Source organism: Psychromonas sp. Urea-02u-13 (assembly GCF_002835995.1).
Classification (GTDB): domain Bacteria; phylum Pseudomonadota; class Gammaproteobacteria; order Enterobacterales; family Psychromonadaceae; genus Psychromonas.
On record NZ_PJBZ01000040.1, the window covers coordinates 72,776 to 92,077 of the forward strand.

General features: G+C 39.1%; 13 protein-coding genes. 6 read left to right on the top strand and 7 right to left on the bottom strand.

All coding sequences use genetic code 11. The features are described 5' to 3' along the window. Positions 1–881: 881 nt before the first annotated feature. Together CXF74_RS03465 and CXF74_RS03470 are read right to left on the bottom strand one after the other, a co-directional pair. Positions 882–2,411 carry a methyl-accepting chemotaxis protein gene (locus tag CXF74_RS03465; protein WP_101081008.1) on the bottom strand — a complete coding sequence of 510 codons (1,530 nt, stop codon included), beginning with the start codon at positions 2,409–2,411 and terminating at the stop codon, positions 882–884. Between the two features lie 346 nt (positions 2,412–2,757). Beyond that, positions 2,758–3,546, bottom strand: coding sequence for an AraC family transcriptional regulator (locus CXF74_RS03470; RefSeq protein WP_101081009.1), 789 nt, complete (start codon positions 3,544–3,546; stop codon positions 2,758–2,760). A 97-nt stretch (positions 3,547–3,643) separates the two neighbouring features. On the opposite strand from CXF74_RS03470, the gene CXF74_RS03475 reads away from it, so the two are divergent. Together CXF74_RS03475 and CXF74_RS03480 are read left to right on the top strand one after the other, a co-directional pair. Then, positions 3,644–4,897, top strand: a complete 1,254-nt coding sequence (locus CXF74_RS03475; RefSeq protein WP_101081010.1) for an MFS transporter — start codon at positions 3,644–3,646, stop codon at positions 4,895–4,897. A 467-nt stretch (positions 4,898–5,364) separates the two neighbouring features. Beyond that, complete coding sequence (locus tag CXF74_RS03480) at positions 5,365–5,961, top strand: ankyrin repeat domain-containing protein (RefSeq protein WP_101081011.1); 597 nt, start codon at positions 5,365–5,367, stop codon at positions 5,959–5,961. A gap of 432 nt (positions 5,962–6,393) precedes the next feature. Here CXF74_RS03480 and CXF74_RS03485 read toward each other — a convergent pair whose 3' ends face one another. The 3 genes from CXF74_RS03485 to CXF74_RS03495 form a co-directional block, all read right to left on the bottom strand. After that, entirely contained in the window at positions 6,394–7,311 is a 918-nt protein-coding gene (locus CXF74_RS03485; protein ID WP_101081012.1) for a DUF368 domain-containing protein, read from the bottom strand. 181 nt (positions 7,312–7,492) lie between these two features. Beyond that, complete coding sequence (locus tag CXF74_RS03490; RefSeq protein ID WP_101081013.1) at positions 7,493–8,791, bottom strand: lipase family protein; 1,299 nt, start codon at positions 8,789–8,791, stop codon at positions 7,493–7,495. A 377-nt stretch (positions 8,792–9,168) separates the two neighbouring features. Continuing rightward, positions 9,169–10,083: an aldo/keto reductase gene (locus CXF74_RS03495; RefSeq protein ID WP_101081014.1), complete on the bottom strand. Its 915-nt coding sequence runs from the start codon at positions 10,081–10,083 to the stop codon at positions 9,169–9,171. A gap of 170 nt (positions 10,084–10,253) precedes the next feature. Here CXF74_RS03495 and CXF74_RS03500 point away from each other — a divergent pair, with 170 nt between their 5' ends. Next, entirely contained in the window at positions 10,254–11,135 is an 882-nt protein-coding gene (locus tag CXF74_RS03500) for a LysR family transcriptional regulator (protein WP_101081015.1), read from the top strand. Positions 11,136–11,272: 137 nt separating this feature from the next. Here CXF74_RS03500 and CXF74_RS03505 read toward each other — a convergent pair whose 3' ends face one another. Together CXF74_RS03505 and CXF74_RS03510 are read right to left on the bottom strand one after the other, a co-directional pair. Further along, the gene (locus CXF74_RS03505) at positions 11,273–13,231 is read right to left on the bottom strand and encodes a methyl-accepting chemotaxis protein (RefSeq protein WP_101081016.1); all 1,959 of its coding nucleotides are present in this window, start codon (positions 13,229–13,231) and stop codon (positions 11,273–11,275) included. A gap of 415 nt (positions 13,232–13,646) precedes the next feature. Beyond that, positions 13,647–14,111, bottom strand: a complete 465-nt coding sequence (locus CXF74_RS03510; RefSeq protein WP_101081065.1) for an Lrp/AsnC family transcriptional regulator — start codon at positions 14,109–14,111, stop codon at positions 13,647–13,649. A 276-nt stretch (positions 14,112–14,387) separates the two neighbouring features. Here CXF74_RS03510 and leuA point away from each other — a divergent pair, with 276 nt between their 5' ends. The 3 genes from leuA (at position 14,388) to CXF74_RS03525 (ending at position 19,082) form a co-directional block, all read left to right on the top strand. Beyond that, positions 14,388–16,145: a 2-isopropylmalate synthase gene (gene leuA / locus CXF74_RS03515; protein WP_269800757.1), complete on the top strand. Its 1,758-nt coding sequence runs from the start codon at positions 14,388–14,390 to the stop codon at positions 16,143–16,145. A gap of 406 nt (positions 16,146–16,551) precedes the next feature. Then, a complete protein-coding gene (locus tag CXF74_RS03520; protein ID WP_232772426.1) occupies positions 16,552–18,045 on the top strand; it encodes a hypothetical protein in 1,494 nt (497 codons plus the stop codon). Beyond that, positions 18,042–19,082 carry a succinylglutamate desuccinylase/aspartoacylase domain-containing protein gene (locus CXF74_RS03525; protein ID WP_101081018.1) on the top strand — a complete coding sequence of 347 codons (1,041 nt, stop codon included), beginning with the start codon at positions 18,042–18,044 and terminating at the stop codon, positions 19,080–19,082. The genes CXF74_RS03520 and CXF74_RS03525 overlap by 4 nt, the downstream gene beginning before the upstream one ends. The last annotated feature ends 220 nt before the right edge of the window (positions 19,083–19,302 follow it).

Consider the following 19,302-nt stretch of genomic DNA (forward strand, 5'->3'; position numbering starts at 1 on the left):
TGTTGTTTTTTGTTAGTAAATTTTTTGTGTATAAAATGACTTTCTCTCACATAAATAACGGTTTCATTATTAAATCAAAACAAATTACTTAAAACTAATGGTTAACTAATCGATATTAACCATAAAATAGCAGATGAAAAACTTTGTTTTTTTAATGATCTTTAAGTTGTTCATGATATTACTTTGTAAAATTAAGTAGTTATCGATTAGTAGTAAAGTCTGTCGCATTGCTAGTCTTTTTCTGTAAGGACTCTTAGTGTTTTTCAATTTTTTTTATAATTAGTCTGATATAGGGGGGTCGTGAGTGAGTTGTTTTCTATCTCGATAATATAGATACCCGTAGTTTAACCCGCGCATTTAAACACAAATGCGTGACTGTAGTCGCTACAGCATCTTTGAGTACTCTGTGTAGTTAAAATTAAGAACTTTACCTCATTGGGTAAGTAATAAATCACATAATAAACTACAGCGTATCCTTTGTGAAGAGAGTCACGGTAAATTAATTATTTAAACTATAAAGTTTAAGAAGCAATAATTTAGAGTATTAGTGGTTAAGGTGAGCACTTTCACCACGTCCTCCCAATAATGCATGTACAATATGGTTGTAAAACCCAGTGATCTAAAGATTTTTCTAATGAGTTTTTGGATCCTTTGAGAGTTTTCTGGCCTAGACGAATGACAGCTGAACGCTTGAGTACAACATTTAAAAAACCGCTATCTAAGCAATTAAATAGCAGTTTTTTCATTTTAGTCCCTGTTTACTTGACCACTACAGGGGCTTTTTGTTCTATGGCGTATTAAAAGTACGAATTTTTAGAAAATTCACCGAAGCCCTGATTCGATTTCACCTATCCTGCCGGATAAGTTCTCCTCATTAAGACTCAACGGAACGTTGAGCTTAACGCTTCTAAAGCGACTGCATTTTCGTTAACTTTGTTACTGTTTTTATTAACGTTTTCTGCACTTTCTGTGTTTTGTTTGGAGATGCTGTCAATGGCGTAAATGTTTTGATTAATCTCATTAGCCACAATGCTTTGCTCTTCAACCGAGGTTGCTATTTGAGCGGTAATATCACTGACATTTTCAACCATCGATTTGATACTATTGACGCTTAATTTGACTTCTTGTGTCTGTTCAACACAATAATTAGCCTCATCACGGCTCGCTATCATGATGTTGCTCCAGGATAACAAGGTATTTTGCAGTGTAATAACTGACTTGCGAATGTCTTCGGTTGCAGATTGAGTACGGCCTGCTAATGTTCTTACTTCATCGGCAACGACTGCAAAGCCTCTACCTTGTTCGCCAGCACGAGCGGCTTCGATTGCGGCATTAAGAGCCAGTAAGTTAGTCTGATTTGCTATGCCTTCGATTTCGTCCATAATCGTCGCTATATGCTGTGCATCTTTTACTAAATCGTTAGCACTTGACGCTGCTTTTTCTACCTCTTGTGAAAGCATTATAATTTTCATTTCACTTTTATCGATGGTGCCAATTGATAGGTTGCATTGATCGGCTATTTCAACCACTTTATCATGGGTTTCTGTGGTGTTTTTACTGACTTCGCTTATCGTTGCACTCATTTCAGTTATCGCAGTTGCTAATTGATTTAATTGATTACCTTCTTCTCTTAAACCGTTCAATGTGTGTTCTGATGTTTGAGAGAGCAATGACGCTAAATTATTTAATACTGATCCAGAGTCACGGCTTCGGCCTAAAATAGTGCGGATTTTAGCTTTTTGTATAAGTTGAGGGTAATTGAGTAAAGCACTGAGCCCTTTGCCTGAGAATAATAAACGTGACGGGCTATCATATTTGGCTTTAATGCTTTTAACGTATCGTGGTAACGAAAACATCTCTTCTGCAAAAATAGCGATCAGGAAAAGCAGGGTTATAAGCTGAATAAGTGCCGCTTGTAACCCGTAGTTTATATTAACCAGCGTAAGGCTTAATAGCGCAACCATAATGGCTACGATGCGTTTTAAGGTAATGTTAAGTGAAAGTTCAGAAACTGATTTTCCTTTATTTAACGTTTGGTAAAGCTTTGTCGCTGCTATTTTTTGATCGTTTGTTGGACAAGTACGCACTGACTGATAACCGATAATAATATCGTTTTCATAAACGGGGGTAACGTAAGCGTCTACCCAATAATAATCGTTATTCTTGCTGCTGTTCTTTACCATTCCTCTCCATGAGTCTCCTCGTTTTAGCTTTTGCCATAAATCAGAAAATGCTGCTTTAGGCATATCAGGATGACGCACTATATTATGATGTTGTCCAACGAGCTCTTCGTTTGTGTAACCTGCTATTTTGCAAAAATTATCATTTACGTATGTGATCTTCCCCTGTAAATCAGTGATAGAGATAAGCTGTTCAGATTGAGGGAAGGTGATTTCTTTACCAGAGTGCATATTTAATATCCGTAAATTGAGTTTGCTACTTAGCGCGTTGTTATTGGAAAGTGTGGGTCGAAAAAGAGACATCAACGCGAGTGTTTATATTTTTGACACCATTAATAATTAACAATGAATAAATATTACACTTTGCATGATGGTAGAGATCTGAATCGTCCTAGCTGATTGATATTGCGAATAATAAAATGCAATTTTGAAAAAACAGAAACCACACTCTAGACAGTGAAAAGCAAAAATAGTATTACAGTATAAAAAGGTGGCGTATTGTCTTTGCTTTAATGGTTGTTCGTCAAGTCTAATTAGCAGAGGTTTTATCTCTTGTTGGTCTTTTATTTGAGATAAATTAAGCTTCACGGCCTTTCATATATTGTTTTGGGGGACGTCCAAGCGTTTTCTTAAAAAAGGTAATAAACGCGCTGACTGATTCATAACCCAAATGATCTGCGATTCGTTGTACTGAGTTACCTGATGCAAGTTTTTGTAGTGCGACCACGATATGCAGTTGTCCGCGCCATTTTCCAAAGGTTAAGCCAATTTCTTGTTTAACTAGCCGTGCCAAGGTTCGTTCACTCATGGCAAAGAGTGAAGCCCATTCACCGACTGTGCGTCTATCTGATGGTGTGGCGAGTAACCCTAAAGCGATCGCATTGAGTCTTGGCTCTACGGGAATAGGAAAATCAAAGTGCTCCGTCGGCATGGTGGTTAATTGTTCTATTAATACATCCGCGAGTCGTGCTGTTTGGCTGGTGGGTAAATAATGCTGATCTTGCTGGGTGAGGTGAACGATTAACTCTCTTAGTAAGGGAGAGATAGAAATAGTACAACTCTTATTGGGCATACTGACAACATCGGGGTCGATAAAAAGCATACACACATTGGCATCCGCCGATATTTTATTGCTATGGGGAACTTGGCTGGGGATCCATACTGCGAAATGTTGGGGAACCATCCAAATAGCATCGGATATTTTACATTTTACAAACCCTGTCACGGGCATCACTAGCTGGCATTTTCGGTGGTGGTGAAAGGGTGTTTCAGCTTCTTTTTCACCGCCTGTCAGTTGCAAAGCCACCACTTTCTGAGGGTATTCATCGGAGTCGAATGCGGGAAAGTAAGGGGGAAGAGATAGCATGAAATGACCGTTTATAGATATATATTGTCAATATAGCCCAATACGGTAAGTGAAATAAAGGCTAACCTAGTGTTTTGTGAATAATCGGACACATTATATGGCTGAGCAACCTTTATCTTTAACACCTTCAATATCTTCCAATGCCTCAAAAGCATTCTCCCTGTTAACTGTTGTGGGGGTTTTACTGATATCACTGAATTTACGTAGTCCTATTACGGGGCTAGGTCCTTTATTGGATGTGATTCGCGAACAGTTACATTTATCGTCGATGCAAGCCGGTATGTTAACCACTTTACCCTTATTAGCGTTTGCTTTTTTCTCTCCTATTGCCGCTATTTTAGGGCGTAAACGTGGCCTTGAACAATCTTTGATGTTGGCGTTAGTATTAATACTGATGGGTATTATTATACGATCGCTGGGCTCTGCTAGTTGGTTATTTATCGGTACTGCGATTATTGGTGCAGGTATTGCCATCGCGAATGTTTTACTGCCCAGTTTATTGAAACGTGACTTTCCCACTAAGGTCACAACGATCACCGCCGTGTATGTACTTATGATGGGTGTTGGTTCCACGTTGAGTGCGAGTTTCGCTATTCCGGTGATGAACATGGCCAGTGAATTATCGATTACGTTCATTCCTAATTGGGCATTCTCTTTAGCAGGCATTGTTGCCTTTCCTGTGATTGCGATACTATTTTGGTTACCACAATTAAAAAAACACAGTGCTCCAACGGCCGAGATGGCGGAAGTTGATAACCATAGTTACCTTTGGCGTTCAGCGAGTGCTTGGCATATTACGATTTTCTTAGCGCTCAACTCACTGTTGATGTACATCTTTGTCAGTTGGTTACCGGTTATTTTGATCGATTATGGTTATAGCCATCAAGAAGCAGGATTTATCCACGGTATGCTTCAACTAGCAACGGCTATGCCTGCTCTTATTTTGATCCCCTTAATGGCTAAAATTCACGATAAACGTGCATTAACGGTATCGATGTCCTTATTGGCATTTATTGGTATCGCTGGATTGATCGCCCAACCTTCGCTGGCCATTGTTTGGGTATTGTTCTTTGGTGTGGGTGTGGGGGGAGGTTTTATTCTTGCACTGGCATTGATTAGTTTACGTACACAAAGTGCACATCAAGCGGCTGCACTATCTGGTATGGCACAATGTTGTGGTTATCTGCTGGCTGCATCGGGACCTATTGCGATAGGCGCATTGCACGAATCGGTAGGAAATTGGCTATTACCCTTGAGTATTTGTGCTGCTATCAGTGTGCTGTGGAGCTTTTTTGCTTTCTTAGCCACAAAACAGAGTCCTATTCTTCCTCCTGTGCAGAGCAAAAAGTAAAAGAATATGTAGAACGAAAATGGGGAACACCTGTTTTTTGACTGCATTTAATAGCAACGTTTAAAATAATCTAAGTCATAAATTTAGCATTATTTTATACGTTAATTTTGCTTTCTTATTTTTACGCATGAGTGTGGCGCTTATTGCGTATTTAGTTCGTATATTCAACCTTTTATTGGTTAAAATTAATCTCGTTTATGTTATTTTACCGTTGTATTTTATTGAAAATTCGCACCGGAAAATTCACACCGGAAAATAAGCGCTCGAATTGTCTGTCGGTAATACAGTAACGGGGCTGCTTAGTTGCTTGCTTTTAAAGTAAGTGACAAGCCAGCTTATAAGCCCATTTATAAGCTAAGTTAAACTGCCCCTTTAACGTATTAGATTCACCGTTGCATCAGTTTTTACTGCCTTACCTCCATCGTTACTTTTTCTGGTGGAGATTAATTTATATAATTTGGATAAACATGACACTACTTAGTACCTCTTACGTCACGCTGCTAGATGCATGTAAAAATGGCGACCCAATTGATGTGAAAATATTGATTGGCAGTGGCTATAATGCAGACAACGCAGTGGCTTTAGAGTGGTTATGTAAGCGAGGGTTTCATGAAAGTGTTGAGTTATTACTTAAAAATGGCTGCGATGCGGATAATGCCTACGCGTTACTGGAATCATGTGAACGTAATGAGCATCAATGTGTTTCTTTATTGATTACTCACGGATGTAATGTGAAGAATGAAGTCGCGTTATTAGTCGCATGCGCTGAAGGTCACTTAGCCTGTGCTGAGCTACTGATTAAAAATGGCTGTGAAGCAAATAGCTCGATAGCGTTAAATGCTGCATGTGGCAATGGGCATTTAAGCTGTGCTAAATTGTTAATCAGTAATGGCTGTAAGACCAACTATAATGGGGCGCTAAAGTGGGCGATTCATAATGGTGCGATGAATTGTGCCAATTTTCTAATTTCTGAGAAAGGGGATTTAACCCTGACTCAATTAACAGCAATCAAAGCCGACAGAGCCAGCCGACAATCCAGCAAAACACTTGCTCCGACTTATTAATAAATCGCGCCTGCCATGCAGTGTTATGGAATCAATTGTTAACGCCACAAACCCTGCAGGACTGAAGTCCGCCTGCAAAACAAAACCCTATTAACATATTCCTTGGAAGTGAGCCTTTAAGCTTGCCTCTGTTGCGAACGCCGCAACCCCCTGCAGGACTGAAGTCCCACTTCCAAAAGTACGCTACTAAAATTCTCTGAAGCTTGCATCTGTTGCAAACGCCACAACCCCTGCAGGACTGATGTTCGCCTGTAAAACAACACGCTACCAATATATCACTTGGAAGTGAGCCTTTAGGCTTGCCTCTGTTGCAAACGCCACAAACCCAGCAATACAAAAATTCCATTTCCCAAACAGCGCACTAAAAAAAAGCCCTGTAATTCATTTCTATTACAGGGCTTTCTAAGATGGAGTAAGCGGGGGATTTATTCGTTATGCTGTTTTATCTGCAAACTTCTCTAGTCCCCAAACCGCTAAAAATCCTAGTATAGCAGCCACAATAGCGTAAGCGATTAAGGCCGGCGTACCTGTCACTTGCTCAAAAGAAAAAGGAGATAAATTCTGCTCTAATAATGGTACTTGGTTACCGCTTGAGTTGGTGCGCCAGGTTAATACTTCTTTCCATGGCCAAATCTTATTTAAAGTACCGATCATCAAACCAGTTAAGAAGGTTAATGCGATATCGCGATAGCTGCGTAATAACCACGATAAAAGATGTGAAAATGATAACAAGCCAATTAAACAACCTAATGCAAAGGTGATTAAGGTAATAATATCAAAGGATTTAGCTGCGATTAATAATGGCCCGTACATACCTAATAACAACAAAATAAAACTACCTGAAATACCCGGTAATATCATGGCAGATATTGCGATGGCACCTGCGAATAACATGTTTAAATGTGTGGGTTCCATATTAATAGGGTGTAATACGGTAATGCCGTAAGCAAATACAACCCCTAAAATGAGCGAGACTATACGTGTTAGTTGCCATTTTTTGACTTGCTTTAACATGTGAATAACAGACACGATGATCAGACCAAAAAAGAAAGACCATAGTGGAATCGGGTGAGTCGTGAGCATCCAAGTGATTAACTGTGCGAAGGTAAATATGCTGGTTAAAATACCTGCAAATAACACAATCAGGAACGTACCATTGATATGGTTAAAAGCGTGTTTAACGCCTTCTTGCTTGATAATAGAGAATAAGCTTGGGTTAACACGGCGAATACTTTCTAATAACGTATCGTAAATACCTGTTATAAATGCGATTGTCCCACCTGATATGCCCGGAACAATATCTGCTGCTCCCATTGCAAGACCTTTCAAAAAGGTATGTAAGTTACTCATATTCATGTCCTAATAATTTGTAATTATTTAAAAATGCAGATTATACAGACTAACAGTGGGAAATATGTTTTTGATAACAATTATTTATGAAAATATATTTTTACGACAACAAGCTTCATTTTTGAGAATGAAGCTTGTGTGGGAGTGTTTATCTTTGAATTACTGAAGAGCTAATATGCTATCAAAGCTTATTATCAACTCGCAGGAGATTATCTGTCTCTCCCCAATAATTACCAATATTATTTAACCCCGCACCTATCGAAGTCTCTGCCGTGATATAGATATAACGAGGTTTTGCTTGGCTAGTGTTTGGCTGTTGCGCTAATGGTTTTAGAATGTCATTAATAAACGGTGTTAAATAATGACTACGGCCTGGGTCTAAGGTGCCTGTTGCACCAGGGAAATAGATCATGTTTTCATTATGACGCCCAGACATTGTAGAAACTGGATCTCTCTCTCGAACCATATTGATGACATTGCTATAACGCATTTTATTTGCAAACACATGAATATAATTTTCTATAATACGGGTTGCTGGTGATGAGAATGTTCGCGTTAATATACCCGTGCGTACACCTGCATCAATTGCGGTATAACCCCCTAACGAATGTCCTGTAAGCACCACATTGTATGATTTTTCTGTCTGTTTATTTTGGTAACCATGAGCGATTGAACGCGCATTCGGTGGAAACTTTTCTATTACGCTTTGCACAAAGTTGTAGGCATCAAGCTGCCAGTCTTCATCTGTTTCAGTTAAATTAGCTAACATTAACTCAATGTCTTGAAACACATCACCATTACTACTGGTACCTTTGAATGAAATTATCACTTCCTCTTCAAGGTTTTCAGAAGGGATAGCGGGCACTTTGATAGCGATACCATAGACTCCACTGTTACCCACAAAGGTATCAAGGATCGTGATTTGATTGCTATCAGTCGCTAACATCAATTTTGTAAACACGGGATCGTCATAAAAAGAGAATGAATTTGAGCCTGGCTCTGTACTGTAAATATAACTAGCAGCAAAGGCATAACGCAGTATTTTATTGTAGGAGAAAGAGGGTTCAGTGTTATTGAGTGCCAATGCTTGTTGTTCACTAAGTATTGGATATTCGTAACCGTAAGCATTATCGGTTGCGAAATAAATAATATTTTTAGTGAAGTCCACTGAATACTTTTCAGCGAGAGTATTGCTACACATGGTTGTTAGTATTGCATGCACTTCTGCAGAGGTTACATCGATGGCGTTAATCGATTTTACGATAAAATAGTTTTCCGTTATCGCGTTATAGGTATTGTCTTTCCAATGTCCCTCTAGTTTTAGGTACTGATTATTTTCATCGAACGCCCATGATTTTTTAATTAACTCTGAACGTGGCGTAAAAGAGTCTTTAACACCGTAGCATTGAAGGTAGGTTGTATCTAGCGCATAACTGTTGATGCTTAAAACGCTAATGATAAATATGAAAAATTTCTGCATTATTTCTCCAGACCCATAATAGTTAGCAACCTTAAACCACGTAAATAGGGTGGCTTAGCGATAAAGTTAGAATACAGTATTTTTTGAACACATTATGAAGTTAATATTGAATAGGAGACTTGAGGCCTGATTCGCTAATATTGAGGGTTGCAATTGAATTTCTAGGTACACAGAAGCACTTGCTTTATCTAATGATGTTAAAAAATTAAAGCGTAAGTAAGCATATTTTAAATTGGCTGAAAGCAGAACTATTTATTGTTAATGGGGAGAGGAGAACAAGAAAGTTGAAAGCACCTTTGTTGTTGATAACAGATAACAAAAGTCTAAATCACTATAACGATGGTCATAGTGATTTTTTTATTTGTTAGCTTGCTCTTCTATGCCACACCAAAACCTTTAGATGCAACCCAAACGCGATACCATTGCTCTGTATTCATTTGTAATGCCAACGCACTAACGGCTTCTTTTATACGTTCTATTTTTCCTGATCCGATCAATGCAACTGGGTTTGATGGATGTTTTAATACCCAAGCAAAAATAACTTGCTCCATTGAACTTGCCCCTAGCTCTTGCGCTAGTTCAGTTAATGTTTCACGTAAGCGTTTAGCTTGTTCTGTTTGTGCTCTAAAAATTTCACCACCGGCTAAGCATGACCATGCCATAGGGCGAACACGTACTTGCTGTAATTGGTCGCAAACGCCATTCTCGATCACATCAAAATTCATTGGGTTAATTTCAACTTGATTGGTCACTAACGGCATGTCTAAACGAGATTGTAATAAGTCGAATTGTGAGGCTGTGAAGTTTGATACCCCAAAGTGTTTCACTTTACCGCTTTGTTTTAATTTCGTGAATGCCTCTGCCACTTGGTCTGCGTCCATCAGAAAATCAGGGCGATGCACCAATAAAGTATCTAACTGCTCTACACCTAAACGGCGTAATGAGTGTTCTGTTGATGCTAAAATCGCTTGTTGGCTGCTGTCGTAATGAGAAACGCGTTTTTCATTAGCACCCGTTGCAATGCCGTTAATACCAAATTTAGAGATTATTTCGATTTGATCACGCATCGATGAATCAAGTTTTAATGCTTCACCAAATAATGTTTCACACTCTCCTGCACCGTAAATCGCAGCGTGATCAACAGAGGTAATGCCCATTTCAACGTGTGCTTTAAGAAAAGATAAACGTGATTGAGCATTCATATCCCAAGCACCTAAACGCCAGTAACCCTGAACTAATTTAGAAAACTGAGGGCCCTGTGGCGCCATTAATACTTTTTCAACATGACTCATAACAAACTCCAATTAAATATTTTTAGGGCTTGATTCTAACAACAATGGTGAGCATCCATTAAGAGGGCAATAATGAAATCATTGTTCGCTATAAAAAATAGTTTCAATTAATATTTTGTTATAGCGTAGAATTAAATGCTAATAACTCTCTTTTGCTGTGGGCGACAATAATGCAACAACATAAAAAAATTGAATGTTTAATGTTATTTGTTGAGATTGCTCAGCAGCTTAGTTTTACCAAAGCAGCCAAAAATCTATCAATCTCTAGAGGGTATTTATCTGAGCAGATAAAAAAACTAGAGGCTGAATTTAAGTGTCCATTATTAGTACGCACGACACGTAGTGTGCGTTTGACAGCTGAGGGAGAAAAAATACTCACCCAAGGCAAGAAAATAAAAGCCACCATGTTGGATTTGGATCGCAACGTTCATCAGGAGCATAATGCGATATCTGGCGCGTTAAGGATCACTGCGCCAACGTTATTCACAGAACGTTTTCTGCTTGATATCTGCCATGATTTTAAGCTGAAGTACCCGGAGATATATTTTGTTATCGATTCGAGTTATATCAATTATGATTTGAACCAGGATGATTTTGACTTAGCCTTTCGTGCAACATCGCAGCCACCACAAAATATGGTGGCAAAAGAGCTATTTTCTTACCAACATTGTTTATGTGCTTCTCCTGAGTATTTAGCGGAATACGGCATGCCAGAAAACATTAACGATCTGGCTTCGCATCATTGTTTATCAGCAATAGAAACACAACTTTGGCCTTTAAAGTCAGCAGACGTCACCGTAAAAGGGTGGTTAACAATTAACGATCATCACTTGCTAAAACAGCAAGCATTAGCTGGGAAAGGGATCATTCGTGTGGCTAATTATTATGTTGATAAAGCGCTAAAACGAGGGACATTGCAGAGGGTATTAGAAAACGAATCTGTACCGGGGTTAAGTATTTATGTGCTTCATCCGCAGTTAATTTATCCTTCCGCCAAATTAAAAGCGTTTATCAGCTTTGTTCAAGAAAGCTTAGCAAAACAAGAATATTAGTTTAACCGAGTACAAACACATTATTTTAGTTATCCAAGATAATGTTAAACATGAATCTGCTAAACATAAAAAATAGCGAGAAGTCTGATGACTTGTCGCTATTTTTTGTCTTACCTTTTAAAGGTTTAACATGAATATTAGGTTATTTTAAACCCTGCCACAATTGTTTGCAGGTTCTTCGCTGAGTCTGCTAATGATTGACTTGCCTCAGAGGTTTGATTTGCACCATTTGCGGTTACCTCTGCTGAATCATTAATGGCGGTAATATTGTTATTTATCTCCTCTGCAACGATGGCTTGTTCTTCAACTGCGGTTGATACTTGGCTATTCATATCATTAATATGGGTAATGGTTTCTAATATGCTGTCCAGTGCATCACCCGTTGTTTGTGATTTTGTCGCTGTCTCGCGTGCTTCTACTTGGCTTTCATTCATCACTTTAACCGCTTCACTTGTTCCGGTTTGTAATAACAGAATCATTTTCTGAATTTCGCTCGTTGACTCTTTTGTTCTTTGTGCAAGTCCGCGTACTTCATCGGCGACCACTGCAAAACCTCGACCTTGCTCACCTGCACGTGCGGCTTCAATCGCTGCGTTTAATGCTAATAGGTTAGTTTGTTCTGAAATACCTTGTATCACTTCAACCACTGAGTCTATCTCAATAGAATTTTTTTCTAATGACTGGATAACATCAACAGATTGCTCAACTCGCTCCGCTAAATGTTGAATGGACATAATGGTATTATCAACCATTACCTTGCCATCTTCGGCTTTCTTTTTAGCATCCTGCGTTGCAGCTGCTGATTCAGATGCATGTTTTACGACGCTCTGAATACTGTAAGACATTTGTTGAATGGCCGTTGCAACTTGTGTTGTTCGTTCTTTTTGCTCTCCGGCCGCTTCACTGGTTTGTTGAGAAATGCTTTGTGCTTGTTGTGCATTGGTTGCGATGTCATTACCTGTTGAAACAATGCCGCCAATTAACTCGCGCAGTTTGATGGTCATCTCGGCCACAGCTAAATAAATGCCCGTTGCGTTGCTGATATCTGGAAATTGATAGGTTAAATCACCTTGAGCAACATTTTGGGTAATATTGGCGATGTCTTTAGGTTCGCCACCAATGGGTTTTTTAATCATTTTAGTGATGAATAGAGACAATATTACACCTGCAATTAAACTGGCAATAGAGGTATAGGTTACAATTGAAATTGCACTTTGTGCAGTGCTTTGTGCCTGAGGACCCAGCTTGTCTTGCTCGCCTTTAACGGATAATTTAACTTCCTCAATCTTATTAGCAACAATGGGGCCGACTCGATTTAAGGTATTATTGATAACATTGTTACGGCTATTAATTGTGTTATGTACTTCATCTATTGTTTTCACATATTTATTATGTAAATCATCGAATTCATTAAGTAATCTTTTTCCTTCTCCTTGTGAAAATAGACTATTTAAAGATTGACGATCTGCTCTTAAGTTATCCGTTAACTCTACTTTGGCACGTTTGTAATCATCTTCTGAGTTGGTCACCAGGTATTTAACTACATATAAACGGCCTAACAATACGTTCTCAGCCACTTTGGCAATTTGGTAATGTGCAGATTCCATTCCGTTGTTATTGGCAAATTCGCGTAGATCACTCATCTTTTTACGCATTTTGACACCGCTCGGGTTAAGGTCTGCCGCCACTATTTTATTACGATGGGCAATTAAATTAACCACTTCTTCAAAACCATTTTTATACTCTTTTACTAAGTCGATAGACTCTTTCACATTTTGCGCCCGTTGCGGGTTCTGTATCTCTTGTTTTGCTTCTTCGAGGAAACTTTCCATTTTTTCAAAACGTTGATGATATTCACTTAATACGTCATCTTTTGACACTTTTAAATATTTTAATGCATTAAGTCGCACTAACAGCATATTGGCTTGTAATCGACCGGCTAGGTTTGTATCTCTGGCTAAGCCTCTGTATTCTTTAAAGTTATTAAAACCACTGTCTAAGCCTTTATATGCAACGATTGATACAACACTGAGCAGGATTAAAATCACTGCAAACGCCACGTTTAATTGCACTGATAACTTTAAATTCTGATACATATAATCACCATTTTGTTGTAATACAGGACCGTTTCCTTGTTTAATGACTATAGCCAAATATCTTATACATTTTGCCTGTGAAAATAATTGTCATTACCTGAGCGATGTCAGGTCATAGGGGAGAGGGTAATCAGTGTTGTGATTGTATCTGTATGATATTTAGGCGATAAGGTGTGTTTTGTGAGTTTTAATTATTATTAATTAAGCGTTTTTGAGCCTATTAACAGGTAAAAAAATATAAATAAATGATGTTTGTTGATGCATATTTGTTTTTATGATTTGTAATTTCAAGTTCAGCTCATGTTTTGGGGAAAACTAATACACGTTAATTTACTAATACGCCACGGCTTAGCCTGTGTAGTAAGTAGCTCCATTATTACCATGGAGCGTCACCTTTTTAATTCAGGCTGCTAAGTTAATCTAAAGGCAATTCTGTTTTTTTCAGGACCTCACGTAATACAAAGCTTGAGTGTACACCGGTAACCCCTTCTAAGCGGGTTACATGGCCGAGTAAAAACTTTTCATAATGTTGCATATCTCGCACAACTACTTTTAATAAAAAATCCGCAGACTGACCAGTCACAATCCAGCACTCTAAGACTTCGGGTAACAGCGCTATTGCTGTTTCAAAATTATCAAAACGCTCAGGGGTATGCCTATCCATAGTGATACCTATCATCGCAGTCAGGTTCAGGCCTAAAGCTTGTGGCTTTAATAGAGTGACATGTTTATCGATGATGCCTGATTCTTCGAGGCGTTTTACGCGACGCGAGCAGGGGGTCGGTGATAAACCAATATGCTCAGCAAGTTCTAAATTACTGATGCGCGCATTTGCTTGCATCAGCTGAAGAATTTTTTTGTCAGTTCTATCTAATTTTATAGGAAATTTGGTGGCTGTATTATGGGGTTCTTGCACAATTAATTCCTTGTTTGGTTTATTTCACTAATAAATGTTTGTTATGCAGTGATAGATTGCATTATTGTGGTTAATTAAAGGTGACTTTGCAACCATTCACTCCATAATTCTCGCTATAGTTACGCCATGGATAGCGAGCGACGTTTCTAACCGGAAACCGGTGACAATACCCTTACAATGGTGAGTCAACTCGCTAATTCACCTCTCCTCTCTGTAAAACTCTCATCAAGGAAATGAATCGTGTCAAATCAAACTAATAGCCAAACAAGTTTTAATCATAAAAAATACCGCGCTTTTGCTCCAATGCAAAAAGCTGATCGCCGTTGGCCAAATCAGGTTATCGAAAAAGCACCGCAGTGGTGTAGTGTGGATCTTCGTGATGGTAACCAAGCATTAATTGAGCCGATGAGCCCAAGTCAAAAATTGGAACTGTTTAAACTATTAGTTGATGTTGGTTTTAAAGAAATTGAAGTAGGTTTTCCGGCTGCTTCTGCGCCTGACTTTGATTTTGTTCGTCAGTTAATTGAACAAAATTTAATTCCTGATGATGTGACGATTCAAGTATTAACACAGGCGAGAGAGCCATTAATAGCGCGTAGCTTTGAAGCGTTAAAAGGTGCAAAAAAAGCGATTGTGCATCTTTATAATTCCACTTCAACAGTACAGCGCGAACAAGTTTTTAAAAAATCACGTGACGAAATTAAAACCATTGCAGTTAATGGCGCGCAGTGGGTACGTGATTGTGCTTTATCGCAACCGGAAACAAAGTGGTCTTTCCAATATTCGCCAGAAAGCTTTACGGGTACGGAAATGGATTATGCCGTCGAAGTGTGTGATGCCGTTATTGCGGTTTGGCAACCCACTGTTGCTAACAAAGTGATTATTAACTTACCTGCAACCGTAGAAGTTTCAACACCAAACGTTTATGCCGATCAAATCGAATGGGTTTGTGACAATATTAGCCATCGTGAAGCGGTGACTATCTGTTTACATACACATAACGATCGCGGTTGTGGTGTTGCCGCCGCTGAATTAGGCGTACTTGCCGGTGCTGATCGTATTGAAGGCACGTTATTAGGCAATGGTGAGCGTACGGGTAATATGGATATAGTGACCATGGCGATGAACATTTACAGCCAAGGTATTGACCCTGAGTTAAATTTTGCAGATATGGACCGTATTATTGCAACCGTTGAACGCTGTACTCAATTAGCCGTGCATCCGCGTCATGCATATGCCGGAGAATTGGTTTTTGCTGCTTTCTCGGGTAGTCATCAAGACGCTATTAATAAATGTATGGTCATTGATGATAAAAAACGTGCCGTTGATCCTGAGGCAGCATGGCAAGTGGCTTATTTGCCAATAGACCCACGAGATTTAGGACGTACTTATCAACAAGTGATTCGTATTAATAGTCAATCGGGCAAAGGGGGCGTCGCTTATGTATTGGAACAAGATTATGGTATTCAAATGCCTCGCTGGATGCAGGTTGATTTCAGCCCTTACGTGCAAGCGGTAGCAGAGAAAAGTGAAAGTGAAGTTTCATCGACTGTTATCCATGATATTTTCTCGGCAACTTATTTAGCGGCTGAGCAAAATATTAGTATCAACAGTTATCAGCTTAATCGTGATGGCAACAAAGATGTCTTACAAGCTGAAATAGTGGTTGAAGATAATGCAGTGGCGATTAATGGCGAAGGTAAAGGTGTTTTAGATGCATTTGTACGTGGTTTAAGTGATGCAATTAGCACCGATATTGCCTTAATCGATTATAACGAACACGCAATGCCAAGTGAAAAAGGCGCTGAAAATGAGCAAGCGGTCGCTATCGCTTACGTGCAATTGAGTATTAAAGGCACACGTTATTGTGCAGCTGCTAAGTGTGAAGATATCGTGAGTGCTTCACTACAGGCTGTTTTAAATGCGATTCATAAAAGTGGTTTAGCGTTTTCTACGTCTACAGCAGCCAATAAAGAAGCCCTGTTAGTTAGTGTTTAATTAACGTGTAACTACTCAGGCCGTTGCCATTTAAGCCTATTTCATCGTTGGGAAATACTCACAAATTCATCGGGAATGAATTTGAACATCTGTAAGATGGCCCGTAGGGCGTAGTACAGGATGTACGAAGTATTTAAACCACTAAACTGCGCTTTCCCGCCTTGAACTAGACCTAAAGGGCTTAGCCCAGAGCAGTTACTTACAGTGTAAAAGGCCAGGTTAAATTAATATTTAACCTAGCCTTTTTTGTTACTGCTCCGTTTATGCGCCCCCTTTTGCTATGGCATTAGTACTGCTATTATTTTGTGAGATTTCTATTTTTAGCTATTCTTAAATTATCGCTCGTTGGTATTGGTTAACCGATAATAGACAAGTCGCTAAGATGACTACAATCATTCGTTAAGGGATGCCTGTGGGACAAAATATTAAGAAAACACATTTTACTGAGCAAGAACATTCGCTATTTCGACAACGTTTAATAGATAACTTACATGTCTTTAAACAGTTATTAGCCGATCCTGATTTTGGTCAAGGGGCGCCATCATTTGGGGCGGAACTTGAACTGTATATTATCGACCCAGCCGCTAACCCTTATCCTATTAATAAACTATTACACAAACAGATTAATGATTCGCAGCTATCCTTAGAGCTCACCAATGTAAATCTCGAATATAATTTTACGCCTATTGAGCAACAAGCATTGCCGTTTACGCAACTCAGTAAACAGATGTTTACGGCACTCGATAAACTTGAAAGGGCATCGGCATTACATCAAGCTCGTATTTTACCGATTGGCATTTTGCCTACATTACAAAGCAAACACCTTGGTTTTGATACCATCACCGATGAAGCTCGCTACCAGTTATTTGCAAAAGTATTACGTGATAAACGCGGTGAAGATTTTCATTTGCATATCAAAGGGGCTGAATCCTTAGCATTGCACTGGCAAGATATTTCACCTGAGGGGGCCAATAGTTCATTTCAATTTCATTATCGTGTCACCCCGCAAGCTTTTGCTAATGCTTATAATGCCGCGCAACTTATCACGCCTTTGTTAATCGCAATAGGCGCTAATTCACCTCTCTTTCTAGGAAAACAGCTTTGGCATGAAACAAGAATCGCGCTGTTCAAACAAGCGACGGACTATAGAGTAAAAGAAGCGATTACTCAGCATTTACCCTCACGGGTTCTGTTTGGCTTAGGCTGGGTAAGAGAGAGTGCTTATGAGATTTTTGCCGAAGGTGTATACCTCTTTGAACCTATATTACCTGTTTGTTCGGCGCATTCTGCAAAGGCACAATTTGCAGTAAAAGGGCGTAGCACATTGGATGAGTTACGTTTACACCAAGGCAGTATTTGGACATGGAATCGTCCTATTTATGACCCTGTGTTAGGCGGGCATTTACGCATTGAATTAAGATCATTACCTGCCGGCCCAAGCGTTAAAAATATGGTTGCTAATGCAGCCCTTGCGAGTGGTTTAATCAAAGGGTTAGAGTCAAAGATAAGCACGTTATTACCTGCAATCCCCTTTTATTTTGCTGAGCAAAACTTTTATCGGGCTGCAAAATACGGCTTACAAGCAAAGTTATATTGGCCTAATAAACAAGATGGTCATTTAGTTGAACGGCCTGTGATTGATATTTTGTCTAACCTATTACCCACGGCGGTTGAAGGGTTACACTTATTAGGTGTCGATGAACAAGAGATCACTGAACAAATGGCGGTTATTAGTGGCGGGTTAGCAACTCAAATGAATGGAGCAACATGGCAGTTAAAGCGCTTTAACCACTACTTAATAAAACATGCTAGAGAAGATGCGCTAGCAATGATGGTGGAAGACTATTATCAACAATATAAAACCGCAAAAGCGGTGCATGAGTGGAGTGATAATCTATGATGCTAGGCGAATTTAATTGTGATTATATTCAATTTTTTCATGATCCTGATAGCGATTTAATCGGCGATTCAGAACAAGCGTTTTTAAAGTATTTAGGCCAAACCAGCGCTATTTTTATCACCGGGGAAGACCATACTCGTACACGCGCCGTTTGTACGTTATTACATGGTAATGAGCCCTCTGGTTTCAGTGCTGTTTTTCACTATTTAAAAAGTAAAAAGAAACCCGTTGTTAATACCTTATTTATTATTGCATCGGTACAAGCCGCCAGTTTAGACCCTTTATTTAGCCACCGTATGCAACCACAACAGCGAGATTTAAACCGCTGCTTTAGCGCGCCTTATGACGATCATCAAGGTGAAGTGGCGAATGCGATTCTTAAACTGATTCATCTGGTTAACCCTGAGTGTTTGATTGATATTCATAATACATCGGGTTCGGGTCCTGCTTTTGCCGTGGCGATAAAGGAGGATAATAACCACGTGGCATTAACCTCTTTATTTACCAATGATTTGATTGTCACGGATTTACGCCTTGGGGCATTAATGGAACTCAGCGAGCAAGACTTGTGTACGGTAACTATTGAATGTGGTGGTGCAAAAGATGCCGCCTCATTGATGATTGCTCAAGAAGGTTTGCATCGTTATCTTTCTACACAACAAGTATTAGCAATGGATGACGAGCAATATCCGGTTAATGTTTATCATAATCCCATACGCCTTGAAACTATCGCTAATGCACCTGTCGCTTATGGCCATCAAGCACAAGACAATGCCGTGATTACCTTGCCATTAAGGGCAGACAAGTTTAACTACGGCATGCTCACTAAAGATGAGTTGATTGGTTACCTAAGACCTAATGGATTAAAGCTATTAACTGCAAAAGACCCCTTAGGTGTCGAACGTTTAGAGGAGTATTTTGTATTAAAAGGTGATGAACTTTATGCCCGCCATCCGCTTAAAATTTTTATGGCCACTACCAATTCGTTCATCGCTAAAACAGACTGTTTATTCTATTTCATTGGCGCTGATTCATGAAAAAAATGAGTTTATTGGCTCTGTTATTCTTTGTGGTTTTATGATTAATACGTGCTAAAGATTACTTATAAGGGAATTTTGGTGGAGTGTGTTTTTGGAAGTGGGACTTCAACGGTAAAAACAGCATATTTTTATATATTTTAATAATTATCAAAAATACTTAAAATCTATCTGTTGTGTGTGTTGGTTAACCATTGCTTTAAATATCGGAACTATACTT

Excerpts from the sequence above, each read along its gene's own strand:
- CXF74_RS03505 (WP_101081016.1), bottom strand. The coding sequence starts at position 13,231 with ATGTATCAGAATTTAAAGTTATCAGTGCAATTAAACGTGGCGTTTGCA.
- CXF74_RS03520 (WP_232772426.1), top strand. The coding sequence starts at position 16,552 with ATGCCTGTGGGACAAAATATTAAGAAAACACATTTTACTGAGCAAGAA.
- CXF74_RS03495 (WP_101081014.1), bottom strand. The coding sequence starts at position 10,083 with ATGAGTCATGTTGAAAAAGTATTAATGGCGCCACAGGGCCCTCAGTTT.
- CXF74_RS03475 (WP_101081010.1), top strand. The coding sequence starts at position 3,644 with ATGGCTGAGCAACCTTTATCTTTAACACCTTCAATATCTTCCAATGCC.
- CXF74_RS03470 (WP_101081009.1), bottom strand. The coding sequence starts at position 3,546 with ATGCTATCTCTTCCCCCTTACTTTCCCGCATTCGACTCCGATGAATAC.
- CXF74_RS03525 (WP_101081018.1), top strand. The coding sequence starts at position 18,042 with ATGATGCTAGGCGAATTTAATTGTGATTATATTCAATTTTTTCATGAT.
- CXF74_RS03465 (WP_101081008.1), bottom strand. The coding sequence starts at position 2,411 with ATGCACTCTGGTAAAGAAATCACCTTCCCTCAATCTGAACAGCTTATC.
- CXF74_RS03500 (WP_101081015.1), top strand. The coding sequence starts at position 10,254 with ATGCAACAACATAAAAAAATTGAATGTTTAATGTTATTTGTTGAGATT.
- CXF74_RS03485 (WP_101081012.1), bottom strand. The coding sequence starts at position 7,311 with ATGAGTAACTTACATACCTTTTTGAAAGGTCTTGCAATGGGAGCAGCA.
- CXF74_RS03490 (WP_101081013.1), bottom strand. The coding sequence starts at position 8,791 with ATGCAGAAATTTTTCATATTTATCATTAGCGTTTTAAGCATCAACAGT.
- CXF74_RS03480 (WP_101081011.1), top strand. The coding sequence starts at position 5,365 with ATGACACTACTTAGTACCTCTTACGTCACGCTGCTAGATGCATGTAAA.